Annotated in this window: 17 protein-coding genes; 3 read left to right on the forward strand and 14 right to left on the reverse strand. The window is 37.6% G+C overall.

Features of this window, described 5'->3' with window-relative positions; all coding sequences use genetic code 11:
* Window positions 1-49: 49 nt before the first annotated feature.
* The 8 genes from pnuC to FGL72_RS04375 all read right to left on the reverse strand — a co-directional run bounded on the left by pnuC (window position 50) and on the right by FGL72_RS04375 (window position 9,401).
* Complete coding sequence (gene pnuC, locus FGL72_RS04340; protein ID WP_085698998.1) at window positions 50-844, reverse strand: nicotinamide riboside transporter PnuC; 795 nt, start codon at window positions 842-844, stop codon at window positions 50-52.
* A 265-nt stretch (window positions 845-1,109) separates the two neighbouring features.
* Window positions 1,110-1,682, reverse strand: a complete 573-nt coding sequence (locus tag FGL72_RS04345) for a uracil-DNA glycosylase family protein (RefSeq protein ID WP_004906957.1) — start codon at window positions 1,680-1,682, stop codon at window positions 1,110-1,112.
* Window positions 1,683-1,745: 63 nt separating this feature from the next.
* A complete protein-coding gene (locus FGL72_RS04350) occupies window positions 1,746-2,480 on the reverse strand; it encodes a 3-oxoacyl-ACP reductase (protein WP_004901702.1) in 735 nt (244 codons plus the stop codon).
* A gap of 2 nt (window positions 2,481-2,482) precedes the next feature.
* Complete coding sequence (locus FGL72_RS04355) at window positions 2,483-3,040, reverse strand: QueT transporter family protein (RefSeq protein WP_004906961.1); 558 nt, start codon at window positions 3,038-3,040, stop codon at window positions 2,483-2,485.
* A gap of 108 nt (window positions 3,041-3,148) precedes the next feature.
* Window positions 3,149-4,447, reverse strand: a complete 1,299-nt coding sequence (gene rpoD / locus FGL72_RS04360) for an RNA polymerase sigma factor RpoD (protein ID WP_004905722.1) — start codon at window positions 4,445-4,447, stop codon at window positions 3,149-3,151.
* A gap of 39 nt (window positions 4,448-4,486) precedes the next feature.
* Entirely contained in the window at window positions 4,487-6,349 is a 1,863-nt protein-coding gene (gene dnaG / locus FGL72_RS04365; protein ID WP_085698996.1) for a DNA primase, read from the reverse strand.
* 450 nt (window positions 6,350-6,799) lie between these two features.
* Window positions 6,800-7,780 carry an IS30 family transposase gene (locus FGL72_RS04370; RefSeq protein ID WP_139988081.1) on the reverse strand — a complete coding sequence of 327 codons (981 nt, stop codon included), beginning with the start codon at window positions 7,778-7,780 and terminating at the stop codon, window positions 6,800-6,802.
* Window positions 7,781-8,471: 691 nt separating this feature from the next.
* The gene (locus FGL72_RS04375) at window positions 8,472-9,401 is read right to left on the reverse strand and encodes an Rgg family transcriptional regulator (RefSeq protein ID WP_139988080.1); all 930 of its coding nucleotides are present in this window, start codon (window positions 9,399-9,401) and stop codon (window positions 8,472-8,474) included.
* 100 nt (window positions 9,402-9,501) lie between these two features.
* Here FGL72_RS04375 and FGL72_RS04380 point away from each other — a divergent pair, with 100 nt between their 5' ends.
* Both FGL72_RS04380 and FGL72_RS04385 read left to right on the forward strand, forming a co-directional pair.
* Window positions 9,502-9,777, forward strand: coding sequence for a hypothetical protein (locus FGL72_RS04380; RefSeq protein ID WP_139988079.1), 276 nt, complete (start codon window positions 9,502-9,504; stop codon window positions 9,775-9,777).
* Complete coding sequence (locus tag FGL72_RS04385) at window positions 9,758-10,996, forward strand: MFS transporter (protein WP_139988078.1); 1,239 nt, start codon at window positions 9,758-9,760, stop codon at window positions 10,994-10,996. Before FGL72_RS04380 ends, FGL72_RS04385 begins: the two co-directional genes overlap by 20 nt.
* A gap of 530 nt (window positions 10,997-11,526) precedes the next feature.
* Here FGL72_RS04385 and FGL72_RS04390 read toward each other — a convergent pair.
* From FGL72_RS04390 to FGL72_RS04410, 5 genes are all read right to left on the reverse strand, one after another.
* Entirely contained in the window at window positions 11,527-12,579 is a 1,053-nt protein-coding gene (locus tag FGL72_RS04390) for a GW dipeptide domain-containing protein (RefSeq protein ID WP_146992781.1), read from the reverse strand.
* A gap of 91 nt (window positions 12,580-12,670) precedes the next feature.
* Complete coding sequence (locus tag FGL72_RS04395) at window positions 12,671-14,857, reverse strand: LPXTG cell wall anchor domain-containing protein (protein ID WP_146992783.1); 2,187 nt, start codon at window positions 14,855-14,857, stop codon at window positions 12,671-12,673.
* 17 nt (window positions 14,858-14,874) lie between these two features.
* Window positions 14,875-15,756, reverse strand: coding sequence for a sortase family protein (locus tag FGL72_RS04400; RefSeq protein ID WP_139988075.1), 882 nt, complete (start codon window positions 15,754-15,756; stop codon window positions 14,875-14,877).
* Between the two features lie 12 nt (window positions 15,757-15,768).
* On the reverse strand, window positions 15,769-17,922 hold the full coding sequence (locus tag FGL72_RS04405; RefSeq protein WP_139988074.1) for a coiled-coil domain-containing protein: 2,154 nt from the start codon (window positions 17,920-17,922) through the stop codon (window positions 15,769-15,771).
* 23 nt (window positions 17,923-17,945) lie between these two features.
* Complete coding sequence (locus FGL72_RS04410; RefSeq protein ID WP_139988073.1) at window positions 17,946-18,332, reverse strand: hypothetical protein; 387 nt, start codon at window positions 18,330-18,332, stop codon at window positions 17,946-17,948.
* A 487-nt stretch (window positions 18,333-18,819) separates the two neighbouring features.
* Here FGL72_RS04410 and FGL72_RS04415 point away from each other — a divergent pair, with 487 nt between their 5' ends.
* Window positions 18,820-19,272 carry a GNAT family N-acetyltransferase gene (locus tag FGL72_RS04415; protein WP_139988072.1) on the forward strand — a complete coding sequence of 151 codons (453 nt, stop codon included), beginning with the start codon at window positions 18,820-18,822 and terminating at the stop codon, window positions 19,270-19,272.
* Window positions 19,273-19,320: 48 nt separating this feature from the next.
* Here the strand turns inward: FGL72_RS04415 and FGL72_RS04420 are convergent, their stop codons facing one another.
* Window positions 19,321-19,908 (reverse strand): hypothetical protein, encoded by a 588-nt coding sequence (locus tag FGL72_RS04420; protein WP_139988071.1) that lies wholly within the window; start codon window positions 19,906-19,908, stop codon window positions 19,321-19,323.
* Between the last annotated feature and the right edge of the window lies 1 nt (window position 19,909).

A 19,909-nucleotide genomic window follows, 5' to 3' on the forward strand; every position in this document is an offset into this window, starting at 1 on the left:
TTTTTTTATTGCTGGCACTGCTTTTTATTTATGATATGATGCGTGCTGTTTATTGCACTAAGTTTTGTTTAGACTGATTAAACCACATATACTGCCCATAGAAAGCATTAATTAACATGATAACTTGCAATACTAGCATTGAGGTTGCGCCGGCTGAGCCATCCATACTTAACGCTCTCGCCCAGATAATAACATTAATAATATCAAGAGTTATCCAAGCAATCCATTGTGAGCGATAGCCATAAGTCATTAAAATTTGTCCGACAATACCCAGTGGCAATAACGTTGCATCTAAATAAATTTGCGAACCATGAAGTGAGTGACTAACAAATAAAACCACGCCATATATAATAATCGTCATCGCAAAATAAGCCATTCCCTTTTGAAAAGAGAGTTTTTTTGACTCAACGACATGACGACTACTTTTATTTTGATGCCAAACTGAAATACCGATAAACTGCATTACAAAGTAAAACGATTGCGAGGCAATATCACCAATCAAGTGGTTATTTAATGCTACAATGAGCCAAACGACGGTGCTTAACATACCCCAACTATAATTAGTTAGGCGACCTTGGTCGACCAAAATTAAATTAATAACTGTTGAAATACCTGTTATCAGGCTAATCCAACCAATTGGAGAAAAATTATCACCAAATATAAATGCCACAACCGTTGCCAATAGCATAACGCCCATCAATAACCTTGAAGTTTTAGTTAACGCCTGTATGTCGGTTAAATTTGCTTTGAGGCTGAAAGTGTATTGTAGCTGTTTGGGTAACAATATCATGCCTGTTTTAAAATGATTCCATTTTTGTGCTACGGTACCTGTTAATGTGTTCATTGACTTTTATCTCCTATTGTTTTTTAGTAGCCGTGTTCGGAAGCAACGCTACGTGAATTTGTCAATTTAATGATAGTTTAACTAACTTTATGGCGGTTTATTTATGCGCATCATCTGTACTCACTTCTATAATTTGTGATTATCTACACGTAATCACTGATGATAATTATAACGCATATACGCATTAAAAGTTACCTTGTTAATTTATACTATGGTAAATAACTAAAAAAGCACCTGTCTGATTGTATTCAAACACGTCCTTTGATTATTGTTTCAAAATTGCCTGCACTTCTTGCTTAAGCATTGGCAATACTTCTTGCTCAAACCACGGATTCTTCTTCAACCAAATATTGTTCCTTGGTGATGGATGGACAATCGGAAAATATTTTGGTAAATAATGCTGATAATTTTTAATAGTCGCTGTTATCGTTTCTTTGTTTGTCAAATTCAAATAATAACGCTGTGCATAAGCCCCAATCAAAATAATCAACTTGACATTTGGCATTTCACCGAGTAATTTAGGGTGCCATTTTTCAGCAACACCCTTTCGAGGTGCCTTATCACCCGAAGCGGCTTTTCCCGGATAGTAAAAATCCATGGGAATAACACCAATTTTACCAGACTGATAAAATACTGTCTCCGACACACCCAACCAATCGCGCAAACGATCACCCGACGCATCATGCCACATAATACCAGTCTCTTGCACGCGCTTACTTGGTGCTTGCCCAATAATCAATATTTCTGCCGTTCTCGGTGCAGCGTATATAGGCAGCCATCCCTTTGCTTTATATACCTTATTGTCCTCATCATTTGCAATTTCTTCAAATAATGACATATCAATTGCCCCCAAACTTATATCTTTCCTAAGTATATCACATTCAAATCACGCAACAGAAGCTCAGTGTCCCAAAGTCCAGCCACCATCAATGGGTATTACAGTGCCGTTGATGTAATCAGCTTGTTGACTAGTCAGATACAAAGATAATTGCGCAACTTCATCAGGATTAGCCCAACGTTTGGCAGGTGTTTGCGCAGCCACCTGTTTTGCCATCTCAGCGTCACCTGCAAAATCTGCTGCATTCATCGGCGTTTTAATCGCACCTGGTGCAATAGCATTAACATGTAAGCCTTTTGCAGCATAATCAAAAGCTAATTGTTTCGTATAACCTACAATTGCATGTTTAGCTGAAGTATAAGCTACACCACCACCACCGGCAGAAAAACCGGCAATGGAAGCCATATTAATAATATGACCGTAGCCTCGAGATAGCATTGCTGGCAAAACAGCATTTGTCAGAATAAACATTGGGGTCAAATTAATGTCAAGCACATGCTGCCAGTCATCCAGCGTGGTGTCTAAGGATGTCTTGTAATCATCTAATACACCAGCTGTATTCAATAATATGTCAAAAGATACCGATTGTGTTAGTGTTTCAAGCCATACCTTAAGTTGTTTATGTTGACTAATATCCAATTTAAATGTTTTCAAATTAATGTGTTGATAAGCAATGTCTTGCCTGTCTACAGCATAAACTATTGCGCCCGCCGCCAGATATGCCTCTAATTGCGAAAAACCGATGCCTGAAGCAGCACCGGTTAATAAGATATTTTTATTGCTATAATCTTGCGTCATCGTTATCTTTCCAAATTAATAATTTTGCTCAGTGCATAAACCACAATACCACCAATAATTAATGACACAACTTCGCCCGGTACTAAACTAACGTAATAAGCTCCCCATTGTGCCAACAACCCACCCTTAGCACCTGATGGTGAGGCACCATGTGCACCAATATTAAATGCAAAGGTAAATTCTGCTGCAAGTATCGCCATCCCAAGTGTTGCCACCACAAATGTACTAATCAATATCTTAATGATTGGTTGCGTCACACGGCGTGTCAACAAGTAAGTGACACCAGTCATAATTACTGTGCCTAAAGTACCGAAGATCCAATCAATCCAGCCTAGCGGTGATACCAGGTTAGCAATCAAAACACCAATACCCAATGAGATAATATATCTTTTATTCCAAGCAGCTAAATGATTTAGCCCCTCCGAAACACGTAATTGTACTGGTCCGAAAGCTATGGGTTGAATCACAAAAGTGATTGCCGCATATATGGCAGCGACAATCGCAACTAACGTGATGTTTCTAGCCTTGTTTGGTGATGTCGGTAAATTATTATTCTCCATAAAAAATCTCCTAGTTTTGATAAGCGGGATGGTTGATGAACCGCTATTTATTAGCATAGCATAGCACAATAAAAAAAGCCACGTTATACGTGACTTCTTGCACTATTATTAGTTGTTACCATCATCCATAAAATCTTTAAGTTGCTTTGAACGGCTAGGATGGCGCAACTTACGCAACGCTTTTGCTTCAATTTGGCGAATGCGTTCACGTGTCACACCAAAGACGCGACCAACTTCTTCTAAGGTACGTGTTCTACCATCTTCTAAACCAAAACGTAAGCGCAAAACATTTTCTTCTCGATCAGTCAATGTTTCAAGTACAGACTCAAGTTGATCTCGTAACATTTCGTACGCTGCAGAATCAGCAGGTGAAATAGCTTCGTTATCTTCAATAAAGTCACCCAAATGCGAATCATCTTCTTCCCCAATTGGTGTCTCTAGGGATACTGGTTCTTGCGCAATTTTCAAGATTTCACGCACCTTATCTGGTGTCAAATCCATTTCCGCCCCTATTTCTTCAGGCAAAGGTTCACGGCCTAAGTCTTGTAAGAGTTGACGTTGGATACGGATTAACTTATTGATTGTCTCGACCATATGAACAGGGATACGAATTGTTCGAGCTTGGTCAGCGATTGCGCGTGTAATCGCCTGACGAATCCACCAAGTTGCATAAGTTGAGAATTTGAATCCTTTGGTATAATCAAATTTATCCACGGCTTTCATCAAGCCCATATTACCTTCTTGAATCAAATCGAGGAACTGCATGCCTCGGCCCACGTAACGTTTAGCGATAGACACAACCAAACGCAAATTAGCCTCAGCCAATTCTTGTTTAGCTTCAACATCCCCATCTTCGATACGCTTAGCAATATTTATTTCTTCGTCACCTTTTAGTAGATTAACGCGCCCAATTTCTTTCAAATACATGCGAACTGGGTCGTTAATTTTAATGCCTGCTGGTGTTTCTTCAGCTTGCGCTAACTCTTCTTTAGAAGGCTTATTTTGCTTAGCCTGAAGAACTTCCGGCGCTGGTTCACCTTTTTCATCAACAATAGCAACACCGGCGTCTTCAACTTTTTCCATCAAACGTTCAATATTTTCACCATCAAGATTAAATGGTTCTGCCAAACGCTTTGAAAGAATCGCATAAGTCACTTCCTTAGCTGGCTTATATTCTGTAATCAAAGCTTTAACAGCTTTATCGTACTCAGGATTTTTGATAATACCAGACTTTTTAGCTGCCTTGGGCTTGGAAGCTTTACCGGCGGCGGCTGCTTCTTCCGGTGTTTTCCCTTGCGCAAGCGCAAGCAATTCAGCTTTTTTAGCACGGCTGTTATATGAGATGTTCTGTGAATCCAAATATGCTTTGATATCTGAAATCTTGCTTGAAGCTAAAATTGTTGCCATTAATATCTCTCCTCAATAAAAGTCGTTTCTCAAATACGACTACTTGTTTCGCTGTTTTTTTATGTTAATTAATTCAGTGGTTAACTGTAATAATTTATTATCATCATGTTGCTGTTTGGCAACCTCAATGGCTTGTTGTAGTGTTTTAATTTGTGCTTCAACTGGTGCGTCGTGCATAATAATGCGTAAATAATCGGATATAGCCCCAGGCTCTACTGCCAAATCGCCAAAAGTACGATCAATTGCCAAAATACGCTGATTCAACTCAGGCTTCTGAATAAAATCCATAAACTGTGCCAAATCGAAATGAGCCTGTTGCTTTTGATAGATGGCAATTAACATCATTAATAATTGATACTCTGGATGAACAAATGCAAAGCCAGTGGTGTCGCTGACCTGTTCTAATACTTGCGGTGACTTGATCATCGCCATAATTAATGCTCTTTCAGCTTGTTCAATTTGGTTAGTACTTTGCTGATTACTGCTAAAGGCCGCATCATCCCCAGTCAATGGTGGCTCTTCCATATCCGTTATTTGTGGCGACTGCTGATGAAAATGTTGTGATGTCCTATTGACAGTTTCTTTTGACTGCCGCTTTGGCGTTTGTTTTAACTGTTCAATCAGTGCTTGTTTGGATGTACCAAATTCATTAGCAATGCGGGTTAGCTGCATATCTTGCTCAACAGGCGTCGCCTGCTGAAGAATTGTCATCGCTTCACCTAAGAAAGCCAAATATTGCGTTTGATTACTCAGATTCTTATTGTATCTAGCTGCTTGAATCAAGAAAGCAATCGGCGTCTGAATGTTTTGGTCTAAAGCTTGCTTTAAAACCTCTTTGCCCTTTTGCACACGTACTTCATCAGGATCAAGGTCATCTGGCAAATGCACAATGCCAATATCAACGTCTTGTTTTTGCGCCTGTATGAGATGAATTGACCGTTTGGCGGCATTTTGACCTGCTTCATCACCATCATATACTAACAAAATACGTTTTGCTAATCGCGTCAGTTGTCTCACATGGTCTTGGGTCAATGCTGTGCCCATCGTTGCAACTGCTGCCGGTCTACCAGCTATTTCCGAAGATATGACATCCATAAACCCTTCGAAAATCATTGCTGTACCAGTTTTACGAATGTCACCTTTAGCCAAATCAAAGTTATAAAGTATTTGACCTTTATTGAAAAAAGGGCTTTCAGGACTATTCATATATTTAATACTATTTTTTGAATCCAGTGTCCTACCGGAAAAGCCGACAACTTGACCATTCGTAGATCGTATGGGCCAAACAACACGTCCGGCAAAACGATCTCGCAAGCGGCCCTCATCATTGCTCAAAAACAAGTCAGACGCTAGCATAATTTCACGTGAAATATTTTGGGTCTCAGCATATTGCAACAACACATTATCATCAGGTACAAAACCAATGCCAAATTGTTTAATTGTTTCATCAGTCAATTGTCGCTTATCGTGTAAATAATGTAGCGCCGTTTCGCCTGACGTTGTATGCTGTAAAATATGTTGATACAATCGCTGTGCTGCGGCCTGCAAGTCAAAGATAGCTTGTGTTTTTGGGTCAATTCTTGGTGTGGCATCCGCCACAAATTGACTGTCAACTTGCATATCAACTGACTCAGCCAATGATATGATTGCTTCAGGGTAGCTCATACCCTCTTTTTCCATCACAAATGAAAAAACCGAGCCTGATCGTCCACAAGAGAAGCAATTAAAAACTTGTTTATTTTCTTCCACGAATAATGAAGGATGACGGTCATCATGGAATGGACAGGAACCAGTCCACTGTCGGCCACGCTTTACTAACTGTGTGTATTGACCGATGACATCAACAATGTTGACTTTCTGACGCACTTCTGCAATGAATGATTCTGGAATACGATTCGCCATAAATCACCTTTCAACAACAAAAGTCGCAAATAGCAATTTGCGACACTACAATCGAACTGTATTACATTATACGTTAAGAAATAACAATTTGTCAAGAGGTTGAATTGCCCGATAAACCTTGACACATCAACATTTTCGTTTTAGGCTTGCCAGATTATGTCAACCTGTACTCAACAGGCACATGTCAACCCCAATTCGAAATAATTACATAAAACTCAACGCTCTAATACTAAAAAATTGAGCAAAAAGCCTATTAAATCAACGATAGGACGGATTGTTGCAATTAAGTTACAAAATCATCGTTTTTGGTACCATTCTGTGCATTTCGTAACTAATTAGAAAACATGGTCACAGTTTAGGATTTCAATTCTTGGCAATCCTAAACTGTTTTTGATACATGTTAAGTCCCTAATTGTAGATTAATCCCAAAAGACCACATGCTTGCTTCCACTATTTCTTTTTTCGAGTAGCCATATCAAATTTAAACTGCGGTGAATGCCAGTCCAAAACTTTCATTGGTTTGCTGTTGATTTCTTTCATAACAGCGTCAATGCTCATTTGTAGTTTACTAGAAAACGATGTTCCCTTCGGGTAGTATTCTCTAATTCGGCTATTGCGTTCTTCATTTGAACCGCGTTGCCATGGTGCAAACGCATCAGTAAAGTATATTTGTTTCCCGTGCGCATGTGTAATATTCATCACGTTGCCGATATTTGTAAACTCATTACCGCGGTCAAATGTACAACTTTTAACATAATTTCCATATAAGCTGAAAAAATAGTTCATGGCTGCGTTTATGGATTTGTTTGTTTTACTTCTCGATTTCACTGCAACCAAATAACGTGTTTTTCGCTCTAAAAATGTCAACAATAACGAATCACTTCCTCTAGGACCTTCAACGCCATCTATTTCCCAATGCCCAAATTCTGTTCTATTCTCAATTTTTTGGGGACGCAATGAAATGTGATGCAAGCTAAAAACCTCACGCTCGGTTTTTACACCATGATATTTCTTTTTCTTTAAGCGATACTTTTTTGGCTTATACCGTAAATAACCATCTTTCGCATAATTATAGAGTGTATTTGTGGTGTATGGCACCCTTGTTCCCAGAGCAACTTGTTCTAATGACCAATTTTTCTCTAGATAGCCATTAATGACCTTTTGCCAATGACGAGTCAGCCTGACTTTTCTTCTTGAAGCGGATGAACGTCTACGCCTTGAATGCACTTCTGCCCAATCTGCGTTGTATGGAAATATTTTGGTATTATTGGTGACATCAGGGCGCATGGTATTTCTTTTAATTTCGTTATGAATTGTTGATATGGAGCGATTTAACCTTTCTGCAATAGCTGCGTATGTATATCCCTCTTCTCTGAGTGTCTCGATCTTTTGTCGCTCACGATAACTCAGTTGTAAATATTTTCTCCCCATTATGATGCTCCATTTCAATCAGAAAATCTTGGTTTGAAACACAAGACTCCTTGTAGAGTAACTCAAACCAACTACTTTAAAAATAGGTTATGACCCTGTCATATAGACGTATATCCGTATGTTATGGGTATAAGATGATGTATTGATATACACGTATATAAGTATGTTATGGGTATAAGATGATGTATTGATATATACGTATATAAATGTGTTATGAGTATAAGATGATGTAATGGTATATACGTATATAAGCATGTAATTCTTTAGATAATGACAAGTAAATTGTGTATGCTCCTTCAATCATAAACATTTTTATTCTGAATTTATCTATTATTCAAATTTGCATAAACAATCCAACTTTATTTATACCATAGCAGGTAGAATAAGGAAATCTACATAAAAAGACTATATCTTGTTTGATATAGTCTTTAAGAAATGTCAAATTATCTTCGCATTAATCATATCAATAATTATCAAAACCAGGAAAATCATCATCCACACAAAATATTTTGCGCCCTCGTACCCGTATACTATTGAAAATGAATAGATAGGTTTGATTTTACAGTATCTTGCCTTCTAATTAATGGTTTATAGAGCATAGTTAATGTTTTACCTTTTAATCAATTATTATAATTAATAATAGTTTTTCATTTACATTCAAAATAAATGACCTACTAGAAATAATATTTTTTTAAATATATATTGAAATTACACGTGACCCGTCAGGCTTATATCCTTGTTTTTTTTCATCTTGTCTTCTTATATGATGTTCCAGTTGTTTACTTAAATTGATAGCCTGTTCTTTGTAACCCAACGAATTATAAATGTCTATAGCAATGTTCGCTTGGCGTACACCTTTTGTAATATGTCCTATTTCGATTTCATACCAACCTTTATTAAAAATCAATGTAATTTTCTCGGTCAAATCCACATTATTCATTAAATGTTTTTCAGCAACGTTAAGTAATTTATATGCAGAAGTAGGCTGCTCATATACCAAAGTGGAAAATGATGTCCAAACGACATGCATCAATTGTGTTTGAATATTCAATAATGAATGTTTATAAAGTTGAACCCGTTTAATTGCTAACTTTGTTAGTAAATATAGAATCTCAGCTGGCAACATAAATGATATTAATGTGAATATTTGTAATTCATAAATACCCCAGGTTTCAACACCAAGCAAATAATCTTGCACAGGTTTAGCTAAATTGTATAATTCAGTACTAGGCCATTTTTTAACCTCCTGATTTAATAGTAAAAGTAGGCCACTCGCTAAGATTAATAAAAATTCAGATGTATTATCACCTTGATTTTCTAGTTGATCTTTTTTTATTGTTTTATAAAATTTTTGAACCAATTCCCTAGTAATAGCTTGGTTATCAATTAATTTGATCCGCTTAGATAAATAGTTTTCGTTATGTTCTAGCAGTAGAAATTCGAATTCAGCTTGGCTTACATGCATTTTTTCTAGTAATTTAAAAAAACGTGAAACAGACATATTTGTTTGCCCTTTTTCAAATTTTCCAATAAAAGACGCGGATGCATTTTGATCAGATAAAGCTGTGAGTGTTATTTTTTTGTTTGTTCTTAGTTGATGGAATGTTTTTTCAATTGTCATTAGCTGTTCTTCGATTTGTCATATATGCCGTTTTGAGATTGTTTATTAATTGTATCACTTAAAATATAGATATACATAATAAAAAGAAGAGGTAATATATATGATTTGTGACAAAGAAAGTGAAATGCCTAAGTTGAAAGATGCTCTACTATCAGCACAACATGGAGATAAAAAACTAAGTTCACGTAACTGGATTTTGGATATAGATGATGTAGAAATTGTAACTGATATTCCATTTATGAGCTCTTTTTCAGCCAATGATGAGACTGATCTCAACATAAAAATTAAGCGTCTGATTCAGCTTTCCAACAAAATAAAATACGCTAAATTAGATGGAGATAAGGACAATATGATTAATGATACTGTTACGAACTAATAAATTATTAGGTATTTTAACACTTTCTCAATTTATTGAGTTACTGGGAGCCGCTTTTTTTAATATTGCGTTATTGGTTTATGCCTCACAGACTAGCAATCCAAAAGCTGCCACAACAGTTGTTGTAATTGCCAACACAATTCCCAGTATTTTGCAGATTGGGTTAGGTTACTTTGCTGACAAAGCAAATGATAAGCTGCGTTTAATGATTTCAACTCGAATACTCCAAGCAATCCTCTATTTCTTTTTAATGATATTATTTGGATTATCAATGAATGAATGGCTGTTATTTTCATTCATTATTATGATTAATGTATCGAGTGATTTATTGAGTGGTATTACATCACTTGCCACACTCCCTGTTATAAAGCATATCGTACCATCAAAAAAAATATTGGAAGCTCGGTCTTTACAAGTTTCAATTATGTCGTTAGTCAATGTTATTGGACAGGTCATTGGTGTCACCTTTCTAACATTTTTAAATAATAATTTTTCATACTTTTCAGCACTAAATACACTACTGTTTTTAATTAGCGGACTGGTATTATTAGTTTCAAGAAAAGCATTTAACGAAAAAATTCAGATTGCCAGTAAAACATCTGTTTCTGAAGCCGAAAACAATTTTTTGCAATCTATAAAAATAAGTATGCATGTCGTTCGAGCTAATAAAAGTCTAATGAATATTTTATTTTTGTTTGCATTTCTAAATCTACTTGTTGGTTCAGTTGAAGGACTTATTAGTTTATCGTTATTACAATATCCGAAAATTTATATTCAAAGTTATGGCTTTTCATTATCATTGGCTAACACAGCCTTGGCTTCCGGACTTATATTGGGTTCGTTTTTAACCAATGACTTTTTTAAAAGTTTTAAATTAAATACACTAATTATTGGATTACTACTATTTCTAATTGTTCTTTGTTTTGATATTATTTACTTTCCGAACATTTACGTCATAATTACCAGTTTTTTTGGCATCGGTTATATTCTTGGAAAGATCAGCCCACGTGTTAGCACCTATGTTATGACAAACGTTGCAGAAACACAATTAGGTCAAATTACAGGATTTATGAATACCTTAGTAACACTTAGCGTCCCGATTGGACAACTTATTTTCCTATCGATTGCAAATTCATTTACTGTGAATATTTCATGGATAGGTATGCTTATTCTTTCAATGCTATTGATAATCTATATTTTTCTATACAAAAAAATATAAATACAATGTTATTACTAAGATAACAACATTTATTACTACTCTAACTCCATTGAAAGATAATTTCTTCAAATAGGTAATATACATTTAACTTAATATCGATAGGTACATTTAGTTAAAGCGACCAGCTACCATATGGTCGCTTTTTTGCTATTTTGCATATAAAGATTAAGAAAACCAATAAGTAACGTGATGTTTCAAAAGATAAATTTTTATTATAAAAAATAATTAATTAAAAAAACAATTAGTTTTCTTTGAACTAATGCGACTTGTACAGCCTCCACATAAATACTAATTTTCTATATAAATATAAGATGATCTATTGATAAATAGATATATAAATATAACTGACCATCAAAACTTGACGTTGTTATTGAATCATGACGATTTATCTACTAAACTTTCATATTATTCAATCTTGCATAATACTGTTAACCTGCAATATTTATATCACAATGGATAGTTTAAATAAAATGAAAAAAAAACTACATCAATCAAAATGTAGTTTTTCGGAAGATGTTCTTTATTAAGAATCAATAATACCAGTTATCAAAACCTGGCAGACCGTCATAACCACGTGCAAGTGTTGAACCTGAAATACCGCCAAACATAAATGGGTCATACTGGTCTTCGACATAAGACGTTGTGTGCCACTTAGGGTCAGTCACATAATGTCCTCCTTGGTGAAAGTTAATGAATTTGACCGTATTACGGTGTACCCAACCCACGTTAGTTAGATGAACCCACTCTTGAATGGTGTCTTTGCCACGTTCGCCAACGGAAACAACCTTGTCAACATCGTATAATTTATTTCCTAAACTAGAAACGCTACGCATGTACTGGCTGTTATCTAGACCATAAGGGCGCGTCCAAACATCACCCACATTACTTTTGATTTGTACTTTGTAAGTATGGTTAGTCGTATTCGCTAACTCTATGGCTTTTGTGTTTTTCATCTCCAAACGGCTAGCGTCAACCCAAGAAAAATCATTGACGTTATCTATGGGACTAATACGCGACCAAGTTGTACCGTTCTTATCCATAAATGAACCAGACACTTTAACCGCCTTACCGTTATAAGGGTTCAAACTACCCACAATACCAGAATAGCCACCAAAAGTAACGTCCTTGTCACGTCCCCAATCGTTGCTAAAGCGATTATCCCATGAAGCAACGATTGCACCCTGGTCTTGCTTAGTAATAAAGGCTTGGTCATTCGTGTAATATTCAACACTACCAACATCATTTGGTTGGGTTAATGTGTTTGAGTCAACGAAACCGCGTTGGCCATGAAAATTGATTTCAACCCAAAGGACACCACTATCCGTATCCTTATAAGCGCTGTAACCAGCGACTTTTTGTCCTGCAATGTCTCGGACATTACCTAAATAACTGGCACCACTTTGACCGTAAGGACGTGTCCAAACGCCACCATCCTTACCTTTGGTAGGTATTTGGACATCAATATTTTTAACATAAGTCTGCCCTTGGTTATTATCTGCAGAAGCTGATTGCGCCCCAATTGTGCCACCTAGACCTACTGTTGCTAGTACCGCTGTGCTTAGTAATAATGTTTTAATCGTCATGTTACTCTCCTAGTAATCTTTTTATTTTTGGGCTTCCCACCCCATTCGGTTACGGCTGAGCCTGGGTAACGTCCAACTGATGGTTTAAATATTATTTATTAAACCATTTCTTAATTGGCTTCCAGAAAACTAATAAGCCAACAACAAGACTGACAGCTGCCAATGAAGCATACAGCAGACCCTTTGGCTTTTCACCATAACTTGTATTTGGTGTCTTAGGTGTTTCTGGTGTTGATGGTTTTTCTGGAGCTTTTGGTTGATCACCAGTCTTGTTTGCCACTTCATTACTTTGATACAATCCATCGTTTAACAAGAGGTTATATTGGTTTTTAAATGTCGTGTTTGCTTTATTGGCTTTCACATGAACCATGATAATCGGTAGTTCTTGCACGACGTTCTTAGCTTGGTTAATTTGCTTCAGGTAGTTCTCACTAACTTTTGCTGTGAATTCATGCGTTTCTTTGTTGAAATCAAATGTCACAAATTTGCTCAGATCAGTTTTTCCATCTTTAGTGGTGACTGTCGCTGATTCGTAATCCACTTCAACTGGTAATTTATCTGAATATGTCAGTGAGGTGACATCAGTGGTTCTGTCCTTTGGCAAAGCGTCTGCACGCAAAGCATAAGTCAATTTATCCCCAACTTTAACTTCCTGCTTATCAATTGATTTTGCGTTGACATCATTCGTCTCATCTGCTTTAACGTCTTTTGTTGGCGTTGGTAGATCAAGTAATGTTGTGAGTTGTTGCGTTGCGGTTTCGGACTGAGGCTTTTCAGGCTCAACAACATTCTCAGGTGTCGGCTTAACTGGCTTTGTTGGTGGTGTTGGTTTCACCGGTCTTGGGTTAAAAGCCACATCATCAAAGTTCATAAAGTGATTGTTATCAATGTCGGCTGCCTCACCATTTGTTGTGTTCACACCACCCCCGTAAAAAGTGAGTTGCGTCGTAGTGAATTCACCAAACGTGACACCAACCATTTGAGCAAAGTTTTCGGGGTCCTCATCAGCGCCCTTACCACTCTTTTTGGATTGCTCATCTTGTGCCTTGGTGGCTTCTGCTGTTCTATCAGCTGCTACCGCATAATAGGAAGTAATCCCATCTTGAGGGGCGCCTTTGATATTGCTGACAAATGACTTATTGCCAATAAAGGCATTTTTGGCATCATTAGTTTGAATATATTCATTAGCTTTTCCTGAACGATGTGGGGTCAACGAGCCACCCAAGAAGAACAACTTACTGTCCTTATTCGCGCCATTCAACTCATCAAGTGATAGTTCTTTGCCGTCATCGCTCCAATTGAATCGCAGTTGGAATTTATAGGATGCGTGAGCAATGTTGAAATTATCAATCAGGTTGTTTGAGATCGCTACGGATGGCTTTTGATCACTTCTACCAGTGAACTTAGTTGGCGTTAAGGCAATGGTGACATTGGCTTTTCGACCACCAACCGTGACAGAATTTTTATAGGTCTTCGTCAGTGTTTTGCCAATAATATCATGACCGGAAAAGACCGCAACACCAGTGGACTCACCTAGCCCCCAATAATCTTGGCCACCAAAGGACATGATTTTGCCACCATCATAAGCTGTTTTACTGAAATTGGGCTTATCTTGGAAGGTTTGCTTGGGCTTAATATCCCCTTCAACGTCAGAATTATCAACTGGTCTGGTTTTATCCATTTTCATGGCTTGATCAGTGTCAGAAGTGTTAGATTGCGTTTTGCCATCTTCATTTTCGTGAGTTACCGTATCAGCTTCGTACTTCTTGAGGTCATCATCATATTTTGTCATGTCCTTTTGATACTGCGCTTCGTCTGCTTTGTACTGCTCTGTGTCTTTTTGATACTTGTCATCAGCGGCCTGATTAGCTGCTTTGACCTGGTCAACTTTCGCTTTCTTGTCATTGTAGTCCGCATCAGCTTTTTTCTGTTTTTCCACAGCTGCTGTGATGGCCTTGATTTGCGAGTCGTAATCTTCAGCGATTGCTTTTTGATTCTTTTTCAAGTCAGTAGACTTTGAAGTGATCACTTTAGGGCCTTTAGTGGTGACTTTAACGGCCGCGGCCTGCGCCTGCTTGACCGCATCGTCAAGTTTACTGTGATCAACAGCGACATCAATGCCTTTATTTTTGTCGGCTGTTGATGCACCTTGAGATGTGTTGTCATCGGCGCTAATAGACGCCACACCTGTAATCATTGGCAGCGAAACCCCCGCTAGCATCACGGCAGTCCGCCAGTTCTTTTGTAATTTTGTCTTCACTACTGTTTTGTTTGTCATGCTATTTTCCTTCACTTTCACTGTAATTGTTGTTTGATTTTAGTATCTGTTTCATTGAGTGGCTTTTGATTCACGAGTTGACCAGTCAACACGATGCGCTTATCAGCTTTAAAGTTGGTATACCCACTGCGCTTAACTTGCGCCCAGAAAGCATCATCCTCAAGACACGCCACCAAATTGATTGTTGGTTTAGATGTGTTAGCGTGTGCTAAATTCGCCTCATACGTTGCAACTGGGATGCCATAATTTAATTTGGTCACCCGATATTCATAAACGGTCTGCCCATCTGATAAATACATGGCTTTGTTCAACACGTTTTTTTCAGACATATTCTGCAATGCACTGAATTTAGTTGGTTTGTATGGCCATAAGGCATTGTAGTCACCCATATTATGACCGTAGATTGATATATTGCCTTGCCCAAAAACTTGATGTGGTGCGTTAATCCCAACACCAATAGCCAGTACATGATCACTTGTCCCTTCATACACGGGCTCGCTAATCTGATAGGTCGGCATGGCCACATGACCACGTAATATTTCTGGTTGTGAACTTGCGGCCAACTTCAGCATATTTTCTTTGGATGTCAAACCACCTTGCCCAGAGTAATCAGGGGTAACCCTTTCCTGCTGGCTCACTTTGGCAACATCTACGGCTGGCACCGCTTTTGTAATTGAGCCACTATGAGATGCCTGAGATTTACCTGGATGCTTTTTAATCGTTTTACTCAACTGAGCCGCAGTCTGCCACTGTGAGTGATTACCATAAATCGCACAAATAGCAATGAAAATCAGTGCAGGGACTAGCAAAACAGCTATTTTGAGCAATTTTGTTGGTGACTTTTTAGCTTTGACACGGTGTGTTTTGCGTTGCTGCAATTGCTTTTGATTTAATCCCACAACATCACCTACTTAATCCATTGGCACGTTGTAGTTATAGCCATCATGGAAAACAGTAATGGCTTTTTCCTGAATTGATACAATTTTAGCCGTCACCGCCGCTCCATTGATGGTCACTGGTATGTCTTGACCAACATGAAAGCGACTTAAAAGCGGATTATTTGCCGCTTGGTTGTCGTTCTTTGAAACAGATGAACTTACACCAGAAGAATTAGAACTGGCAGATTTTGTTTCTACTTTACTATTTGCGTTACTGGATGCTTCATGTTTGGATGAAGTCTGAGCAATGGTTGCCTCAGAAGGAACTGCTGCGGTTTGTGCACTATGTGTTGGCACGTTTTGATGTTGTGCCATGACATAACCACCAATACCAGCTATTGTTATGGCTGCTGCTGATAACAAGCCAACTAATATTGGCTTCCAAACTGGTACTGTTTTAACTTCTGTCACGAGAGGCGTTTGCATTTGATGAGACAAAATATCTAATAGCCGATCATTCGTCTTATCATCTGTGATTGACTGATTTTTTTCTGCTAGTGCTTTGGTAAGCTGTGCTTGTAATTCTGTTAATGCTTGATTACTAGTCGCATCTTTTGCTTTTAACTGACTTTCCAATTTATTATTTGCTGTTTTTAAGACTTGAATTTGCTTTTCCAGTTCACTCAAGCTGCCTTCTTGTGTACGCGCCGCCGCTAACTTTGTCGCATTTAAGACAGCCTCGTCATGTTGCTTTTGATAAATCGCTGATTGCTTGTCTAGATCAGTCGCCAAATTAGCTTTCATATCCATGAGCGACTGCATATTCTTAGTCAATAAATCATCACGCAAAGCTGTTAATTGCGTCATGGCATCTTCTTCAGCTTGCTGAGCTAACTTGGCCATATCTTCTGACAAAGAAGCTTGAAAACTGTTGGCGAGTTCTTTTGAACGTTCAGTATACCAGTCATCAATTTCTTGATTTACTGAGACTTTCAACGATTCAATGTCACGAACATAAGCCCCTTTCAAAGAAACTAGTGTTTGCTCATGGCGGGCATTTTCATCACTTAGTTCAGAATCAAAACCAGCTTTGCGAGCTGCCTGTGCCCGATTGAAACGTTCCTCATAAACTGCTGGTCGTTCAGTTGCCAACGTGTCATTAATTGCGCTGAGAACATCAGTTTGTTGCAAGGCTTGCAAACGTTCTTTCTTGTTCTCATTTAAGCGATGTAACAAGTCAGCTAAGGTTTTACGGACTTTTTGTGTGTACATCGTACTCGTCTCGTCCAAGAAGGTATTGGCCTTGCGACGTTCCTGATTGATTTGCGCTTGCACGTATTGCTCATTAACAGGCGCTACATCTTGTAAGTCTTTCGAGATCTCAAATCCCTGTGGTTGCAGTTTAACCTGATCAATGAGTTTCTGAGCTTCAGAGCGACCACTCACCAGAGTCGGTGGTGTTTTGACGCTCACCTCTTTGCTATGTCCGATTACGGGTGCCACAGTAGATTGTGGCGCAGGTGCTTTCGTCTTCGTCTCTACAGGTGCACTAGGTGTGACAGGCTCATTAGCCTGTTCTTTAACTTTCTCAGTATCTGCTAACTTACCGTTCTCAAATGGTTGTCTTGTTTTAGTCTGTTGGATCACAAATTTTTTGGCTTCAACGGTAATAAGTTCTCCATCTTCCTGAGCTTGACGATACTGTTGTGCATCAGGTAAGACAGGCATATCGTTAACTGACAATTCAGTATTTTCAAGCACAGCCTCAAGAAAAGGTGTCAAGGCATCAATAATTGTGTCATAGTCAGTCTCTTCGTCTTGTCTCACTGATGCTGCATTGAAAATGTGTTCAGCAGTCGCCACAGCAATGTTTTCAAATGCTGGTGTAATTTCAGCATTATCCCAACTCAAACCAGTTGGCTCGCTACGACCTTTGTTGTCTTTTTCAAAATAAGTAATGTTACCGATTTTGAAATTACGGTTGCTCGCTCGTACAATATCGTTAGTTAGCAAAGACAAGAATTGTTGTAAGTCAGCTAAACTAGCGTTTGGCCAAGTTGACACCAAATCACCAGATTTCTCTGCCAGGCTTTGCACCAAGTCTTCATTAAAATCTAGTGTAGTTTCATCAATGCGGGCATAGTAGTTTGTCTCAATGACAGTTTCCTTTTTTCTAAATCCAAACATGTGCGCTCCTCTTCCCTATTGTTTTAGAAAGGCCAATTGATGAAGTTACCACCACCAGCAGAAGTAATTACCCCGTAAATCCAAGTGATGATCATACCTGTTAAGCAACCAACAACAATACCAAGCAAAGTTTTAAGTAGTCGACTTTGCCCTTTTTCATGTAAGCGTTGACTACCACTGGCCATCATAATGCCAGCAACTAGCAAACTGATTCCACCAACAATAATTAGGCCAATAAACAGGAATTTGGCTACATCTGAACCAGTTGATTTAGCAGCATCACCAACGTCAGCAGATGCAACAATGGGCATCATAGCGGAAAGTGAAGTTCCAAATGCGACAGACAGGGATTGTTTTTTTGATTTTAAAACAGCACCCCATCTGGAAAAATAATGTTTTGACTTTTGCATAAGAAAAGCCCCCTTTTTTATAGTTTGTGTCCGAAACACACGCATACTATAACAAGAGAGCTGATTTTGACAAAAAGTGAACCGAAAAAATCTATGGTTTCAATAATAAAAAATGTTCAGGATAATTTAGTTTTGAAAGTATCCACACAGCCAATAACTACAAACTACAAAAAGTAGTTTGTAGTTATTGGTACAGCATCCATATTTATATATGAATTCATTATTTTCATCTATTTACTCAATTTATTTTAGCTGAATAGTGAATCTTTCCATATTTAATCTCAGAGCAGACGATGTATTATTTCAACTACTTATTAATTTGCGTCTTTGGGCAAAACTGGTTTGAATTATCGTGTAAAATATGAACTTACTAAATAAAGTGGAATTTAAATAAGTTAGTTTTTTTTCGTTCTTATATTTATTAAATTTTCAATTCTTTATATTTCGTTGAATATGGTATGATAAGTTAAAAATTTAGGAGATCAAAATGGGTCACCGTATTATCAAATTAGAAGAAAAACATATTGATGAAGTAGTTTCTCTATACATTGATGTTTTTTCAAGAGAACCATGGAACGAGAAAAATGAGTCTAACGAAATAAGATTATATGTTGAGCGAATGCTAAATTTAAATAGTGAGCAAAGTTTTCTTTATACAGAAAATAAACATTTAATTGGGGTTGCAATAGGTTTTGTTAAACCCTGGTACAAAGGTGAAGAATACATTCTCGATACTTTTCTGATTCATCCAAATCATCAAAAGAAAGGATTAGGGCAATTGTTTTTAACAGAATTAAAGAAGACTTTAAACAATCAAGGTGTTGAAAATATTGCTCTTGATACTGATAAGCACACCCCCGCAGAAAGATTTTATCTAAAAAATGGGTTTAAGGAAAACCAAGAAAGTATTTTTTTATTTTCTTCTACACATATTGAGTGAATATTCATTCAGTTTGCTTTTTTTGGATTATAATAGTTTTCTTTGAGTCTATAAAATAGAGCTATCACTTTGTATTTGGAAAGCCCCAATGCGATCTAATTGTGTAATGACATCTGTTTGTGTGTTGTAGCTGATGTTGTATACGAAACGTGTTGTGGCATCGGGCTTGCCTTCATAATGGCTTTTGATGTAGACAACAACCTTTCCTTTGACTGTTTGGTCAGTGACACTAGTAGGCATAAAGTCCATGTGATCATAGGCCATAATTACTTTTGTTTGCGTCATCATGCGATCAGTATCGGGTTTGAAATCTAAACTATGTCTAATTACCTCTTGACTGACTAATGGACTCATAGCTTTTGCCTTACCATCAAATTCTTTCTGATTTGCAATCGTCCAATCTAATGCATAAAGCTGATTTAATTTTTTGGTTGCAGCGGCAATGTTTGGTTGTTTAGAATCAAGCGTCATATTCATTTGTTTGTTTGACTTCTGCTTGTCTAAACGCGCGGCACTAACCTTGACTTGATATTGATTAATAACTGACTGGGTAAAGTGATTAACGCCTGATAACATGCCCCACATCAAAAGTAAGCCAATTGGAATGCTCCACCACCATAAGTTTCTCTTATACATA

The organism is Leuconostoc citreum (assembly GCF_007954785.1).
In the GTDB taxonomy this organism is placed as follows: Bacteria; Bacillota; Bacilli; order Lactobacillales; family Lactobacillaceae; genus Leuconostoc; species Leuconostoc citreum.